The sequence below is a fragment of the Ilumatobacter sp. genome, from assembly GCF_049588435.1.
Lineage (GTDB): Bacteria > Actinomycetota > Acidimicrobiia > Acidimicrobiales > Ilumatobacteraceae > Ilumatobacter_A.
The window spans coordinates 1-5,972 of record NZ_JBAVYV010000245.1; the positions used below are offsets into that span (position 1 = coordinate 1).

Consider the following 5,972-nt stretch of genomic DNA (forward strand, 5'->3'; position numbering starts at 1 on the left):
GATGTACCAGCGCTCCAAGAACGTCGGCGACAAGAAGCCGTTCGGGACCGAACTCGACGTGTACGCCGACGGCTACACGTTCATGATGCACTCGATCGCTCCGCGCCCGATGGTGGAGGATCCCGAGAACTCGATGCGGATCACCGTCGGGGGCGAGCAGTGCGCGCAGCCGTACTCGAGTTCGGTGCTCAACATCTCCGCGATGAGCTTCGGTGCCCTGGGTGCCGCCGCCGTACGAGCGATGAACTCGGGAGCCAAGCAGGGCAACTTCGCGCACGACACCGGCGAGGGTGGTCTGTCGAAGCACCACCTCGAACACGGCGGTGACATCATCTGGCAGATCGGAACCGGCTACTTCGGGTGCCGCGCGGCCGACGGCAATTTCGATCCCGAGTTGTACCGGACGAACGCGAACCGGCCCGAAGTGAAGATGATCGAGATCAAGGTCTCCCAGGGTGCCAAGCCGGGCCACGGCGGCATCCTGCCGGGTGCCAAGGTGACCGAGGAGATCGCCGAGGCACGCCTCGTCCCGGCCGGCAAGGATGTCTTCTCGCCCACCTACCACAAGGCGTTCTCGACGCCGCTCGAGATGATGGCCTTCATCACCCAGCTCCGCGGTCTGTCGGGCGGCAAGCCGGTCGGGTTCAAGATCTGCATCGGCAACCCGGTCGAGTTCATGGCGATCGTCAAGGCGATGATCGAGACCGACGTGTACCCCGACTTCATCGTCGTCGACGGTGGTGAGGGCGGCACCGGAGCCGCGCCGCTCGAATTCTCGAACTCGCTGGGCGCGCCGCTCGTCGAGGGCTTGATGCTGGTCCAGAACGTGCTCGTCGGCGCCGGGGTCCGACACAAGATGAAGATCGGCGCGAGCGGCAAGCTCGTATCCGCATCGGCGATGGCGCAGGCGATGGCGCTCGGCGCCGACTGGTGCAACACCGCCCGCGGGTTCATGTTCGCCGTCGGATGCATCCAGTCGCAGCGTTGCCACACCAACAAGTGCCCGGTCGGCGTCACCACCCAGGACGCACGGCTCCAGCGGGCGCTGGTCGTGCCCGACAAGGCGCAACGCGTCCACCAGTTCCACCGCAACACGGTTCATGCGCTCGCCGAGATGGTGGCCGCGATGGGCCTCGACCACCCGTCCCAGTTGGCGCCCGAGTTGGTCGTCAAGCGGGTGAACCATTCGCTCGTCCAGACCTACAGCGAGATCTACCCTCTGCACGGTCTGAACGCGCTGATCGACGGGACCGCACCCGAACGGTTCCAGCGGCTGTGGGAGATGGCGAGCGTCGACGTCTTCACGCCGGACATGCCCCAGATCGTCCGCTGAGCCGTCCACGGACGGATCGCCCGGACCACACATCTGCCACATCCGATCGATCGCACATCAACACCGAACCATCGAGGTACTGACATGAGCAGCAACACGGTTGCAGAACTTCTCGTCGATCAAATGGTCGAGGCCGGGATCAGAAACGTGTACGGAATCGTCGGGGATTCGGCGAACCCGATCGTCGACGCCTTGCGGCGGCACGAGGCCGACATCACGTTCGTCCACGTACGCAACGAGGAGGCCGGTGCCTTCGCCGCGGGTGCCGACGCCCAGATCTCGGGACGCCCGACCGCCGTGCTCGGCTCGTCGGGCCCGGGCAGCGTGCACCTGCTCAACGGTCTGTACGACTGCCAGCGCAACGGGTCGGCGGTCTTCGCGATCGCCACGCACGTACCGAGCGCCGAGATCGGCACCGGCTATTTCCAGGAGACCAAGCCGGAGTTCATCTTCGCCGACTGCTGCAACTATGTCGGCACGATCGGCTCGGCGCAGCAGGTGCCGCGGATCCCCGAACTCGCACTGCAGGCGGCGATCCTCGGCCGCGGGGTCGGGATGGTGATCCTGCCGGGTGACATCGCGGCCGCCAAGGTCGACGACGAGTCCTTGCGCCATCCGATCATCACGACCCGGCCGGTGATCCGTCCGAGCGACAGTGACATCGATCGGGCCGCTGCCATGATCGCGCAGGCCGAGCGAATCGTGATCTTCGGAGGTTTCGGCACGCGCGACGCACGCGCCGAAGTGCTCGAACTGTCCGACAAGCTGAAGGCGCCGATCGGCTACGCGTACCGTGGCAAGGACGTGCTCGAGGCCGACAATCCGAACGCCGTCGGGATGACCGGATTGCTCGGATGGGGAGGGGCGACGGCGGCGCTCGGTGCGAGCGATCTCGTCCTGATGCTCGGCACCGACTTCTACTACCACGCCTTCCTGCCCGCTCAGCCCACGATCATCCAGGTCGACGACAACGCGTCACACCTCGGTCGTCGGGCCAGTGTCGACCTCGGCCTCACCGGCGATGTCGGCGAAACGCTGCGCGCACTGTTGCCGCGCATCGAGGCGCGCTCCGACTCGTCATTCCTCGACAAGATCCTCGAGCACCATCACCGCGACGTGCGCAAGCTGCAGACCTACGTCGAACACGAGGGCAGCGGCGACGGGCTCCGGCCCGAGATGGTCGCGACCGCGCTCAGCGATCTCGCCGACGACGACGCCGTGTTCAGCGTCGACACCGGGATGTGCAACGTGTGGGGTGCCCGGTACCTCCACATGAAGCCGGGCCGCCAGCTGCTCGGATCGTTCGGTCACGGGTCGATGGCGAACGCGATGCCGCAGGCGATCGGCGCCAAGTTCGGGTCGCCGGAGCGCCAGGTCGTGGCGATCTGTGGCGATGGTGGGTTCTCGATGCTGATGGGCGAGCTGCTCACCGCCGCCGGGCTCGACATCCCCGTCAAGTTGATGGTGTTCAACAACTCGACGCTCGGCATGGTGCGCGCCGAGATGATGGTGGTCGGCTACGAACCGTGGGGGACCGACGTCAAGAACCCGGATTTCGGTGCCCTCGCGTCGGCGGTCGGAGTGCACGGCGAACGGGTCGAGCAGGCGGCCGACATCCGTCCGGCGATCGAGCGCGCGTTCGCCCATCCCGGGCCCGCGCTCATCGATTTCGTCACCGACCCGCGGGCATTGGCGATGCCACCGTCGACGACGCTCGAACAGGTGAAGGGGTTCGCGCTGACGACGAGCAAGTTGATGTTCAGCGGCGACGTCGCCGAGGTGTGGCAGCAGGCCAAGTCGAACATCCGCGACATCAGACAGGTGCTCTGACACCGGCACCCGCCGAGAGTGATCGGGCCGGACCGCCTCAGCGCGAGACAGCGGAGACAGCGCGGGCGATCAGCCCGAGGACGACCAGCACCGCAGCGACGATCATCACTCCGACGGCGATCACGCTCGCGACGGCGAGGGCGACGATGCCCATGACGATCAGGAGCAGCGTCGCGGCGAACGTGTGTCGACGGTCGAGCGTGGGACGCGGGCCGGGACCGTGGAGAGCGTCATCGCCCGCGGAGCCGGTCCGGCCACCGAGTCGATCATCGATGATCTGATCGGCGATCAGTACCTCCGGGGCGTCCTGGCCAGATTCCATGACGACAGTGTGCACCGGGACACCTGAACGAATGCTGAACGTCGTTGAACGGTGCCGACGGGCATTCCTTGTTCGACGTCGAGAACTGGCAAACTCGCGCTGTCGCGAGGGGGACAGAAACACATGGACATGCGTGCAGAGACGCCGACAGAGACGTTGACAGAGACGATGACTGAGACGTTGACAGAGACGTTGACGGAGATGCCAACGGGGGCACCAATGGACGAGCCGACCGAGCAATCACCGGGAGGGTCGCCGGGCGCACCGGTCTATGCCGACAGCGTCGTCGCGCAACGGGAGGACATCCCCGGGATCTACGGCTCGGTCGACTTCACGATCGTGCCCGAGCGCTACGACCGCGAGGCGGCGATCGACGACGAGCGTTTCGCCGAGCATCGAGACGCCGTGGCCCGGGTCTTCGATCGGCCCGAGCTGAGGGAGACGATCCGCGACTCCACGATGACCGGCGACCGCGTTGCCGATGCCTATGCGGCGTTGATCCCCGAACTCGGATTCCGCACGTTGATCGACATGCTCGAAACGGCGTGTGCGAGCGGTGTCGACCACGTCGAGAACGCTCCACAGGAACTCGTCGATCTCGTCGCGGCGATGGAGGACACGCCCGACTGGGTCGACATGGAACTCGTCGAGCAGGGTGCGCGGGCCGAGCGGGTCCCGATGGCGACGGCGACGCCACTGGCCATCCGCGGCGCGTTCCTCGCCACGTTCCTGAACAAGTACGCGGCCCTGCCGATGACGATGACCGGCACCCTCTCCGACGAGGCGGCTGCCAAGCGGGTGTTCGAGACGGCGAGCTTCTTCACCGCGACGACGATGCCGGGAGCGCTCGACCGGTCCGGGAAGGGCTTCGAGGCCGCGGCGAAGGTGCGGCTCATGCACTCGATGGTGCGCTATCACCTGCTGAATTCGGGTCGTTGGGACGTCGCGACCTACGGCATTCCGATTCCCCAGGTCGACCAGATGCCCGCGGGGTTGATCGGGGTCTTCCTGATGGCGGCGCAGGTGCTCGGCAAGGGGCACACCGAGTTCACCGACGAGCAGCGGGCCAAGGTCGAGCTCTCGCGGTATCGCTGTTTCCTGCTCGGTCTGCCGGAGGATCTGCTGGGGGAGACGCCGCTGGAAATCGTCGATCTGCTGACGGCGCGTCACGTTTCGCTGCGGGAGGCGTACGACGACGAGACCTGTGGTGCGTTGGTGCGCGGCACGATGGAGGCCGACCTGTTCGACACGACGTCGATCAGCGGGCGAGTCCACACCTGGCTCGAAGGTGGCTTCTCGCGGTTCGTGTTGATCAAGAGCTTCCTCAACGGGGATGCGGAGCGCGCCGCGTCGATCGGTATCACGTTCGGCCCGCGGGAGAAGGTGGCTGCGGGAATCGCCGTCGGCCTGTTGACGGCGAAGACCGCGTTCTACCGGGTCGGGCTGCGGCTGCCCGTCGTGTCCGGGCGCATCGACGAGCGACTCAACAGGCGTCTCGCCGAACTGCTCGACACGTACGGCCACTCCGACTTCGTGACCGACGCCGACCGCTACGCGCTGAGTACCACGTAGCCGCCGGGCCGGCAGCCGGGAAGCCGCGCGGTTGGGAAGCCGCTCGGTTGGCGCCGGATGGGTGTCGTTGGACGAGTGTCGCCGGATGGGTGTCGTTGGACGAGTGTCGCCGGATGGGTGTCGTTGGACGAGTGTCGCCGGACGAGTGTCATTGGACGAGTGTCGCTGGATGGCTGTCGCTGGATGGCTGTCGCTGGATGGCTGTCGCAGCATCACCAGGTCGATGAGGCGGCGTTTCGCTGCCGGGCGTCAGGCGGCGAAGCGGTCGGGCAGGACGCCCTGGAGCGCCAGCGTGCCGTCGGGGCGGGTCCACGTGGTCGTTCGGTCACGGGTCATCGTGATCCCCCACCCACCTTCGTGAACCAGGTGGTGGTGCTTCTCGCACAATGGGATCAGGTTGTCGAGGTCGGTGGATCCGTGGTGAGCGAACCACCATCGGATGTGGTGGGTCTTGCACGCGGAGTGGGGCACTGTGCAATCAGGATGGGCGCAGGTTCGATAGATCGCCCGCAGCGCCCGCCGTTGTGCGGCGGTGGCGGTGCGTGAGCTCCGGCCGACGTCGAGTGGGATCCCGTCCCCGCTCAGCACGACCGGGAGGACCTCGGCATCACAGCACATCTTGCGTACCGTCGAGACCGGCAGCGGCACCCCGTCGTCCGTCTCGCAGATGCCGCGGTCGTGGAATCCGGTTCTCAGGGTGTCGAGGTCGACCACGACGGTGATCTCCGGAACGCGTCGGCTTTGGACCGCGCCGGAGGCTCCGGGCCGGGAGGGGTCGCCCGCGGGCTCGGGGGATGGGCCGGTCACGGCGGCGACGACGGCGTTGACCTTGAGCTGCTCCCAGGGGGTCCGCGCGTTGCCGTCCATCTGGCGCAGCGTGGCGAGGCTCGCGTCGATGCTGCTCCACAGTGCCGC

Annotated in this window: 5 protein-coding genes; 3 read left to right on the plus strand and 2 right to left on the minus strand. The window is 66.8% G+C overall.

The window, feature by feature from the left end:
• Positions 1-1,333: FMN-binding glutamate synthase family protein (locus WBV89_RS09735; RefSeq protein ID WP_423981142.1), on the plus strand; the 1,333-nt coding region annotated here is incomplete at its 5' end.
• A gap of 84 nt (positions 1,334-1,417) precedes the next feature.
• A complete protein-coding gene (locus tag WBV89_RS09740) occupies positions 1,418-3,163 on the plus strand; it encodes a thiamine pyrophosphate-dependent enzyme (protein WP_423981143.1) in 1,746 nt (581 codons plus the stop codon).
• A 37-nt stretch (positions 3,164-3,200) separates the two neighbouring features.
• Here the strand turns inward: WBV89_RS09740 and WBV89_RS09745 are convergent, their stop codons facing one another.
• Complete coding sequence (locus tag WBV89_RS09745; protein WP_423981144.1) at positions 3,201-3,485, minus strand: hypothetical protein; 285 nt, start codon at positions 3,483-3,485, stop codon at positions 3,201-3,203.
• A gap of 219 nt (positions 3,486-3,704) precedes the next feature.
• On the opposite strand from WBV89_RS09745, the gene WBV89_RS09750 reads away from it, so the two are divergent.
• A complete protein-coding gene (locus WBV89_RS09750; protein ID WP_423981145.1) occupies positions 3,705-5,057 on the plus strand; it encodes an oxygenase MpaB family protein in 1,353 nt (450 codons plus the stop codon).
• 249 nt (positions 5,058-5,306) lie between these two features.
• On the opposite strand, the gene WBV89_RS09755 is transcribed toward WBV89_RS09750, so the two are convergent.
• The coding region (locus WBV89_RS09755) for a DUF222 domain-containing protein (protein WP_423981146.1) at positions 5,307-5,972 on the minus strand (666 nt) is incomplete at its 5' end.

Coding starts and splice junctions, on each gene's coding strand:
- WBV89_RS09750 (WP_423981145.1), top strand. CDS start 3,705: ATGGACGAGCCGACCGAGCAATCACCGGGAGGGTCGCCGGGCGCACCG.
- WBV89_RS09745 (WP_423981144.1), bottom strand. CDS start 3,485: ATGGAATCTGGCCAGGACGCCCCGGAGGTACTGATCGCCGATCAGATC.
- WBV89_RS09740 (WP_423981143.1), top strand. CDS start 1,418: ATGAGCAGCAACACGGTTGCAGAACTTCTCGTCGATCAAATGGTCGAG.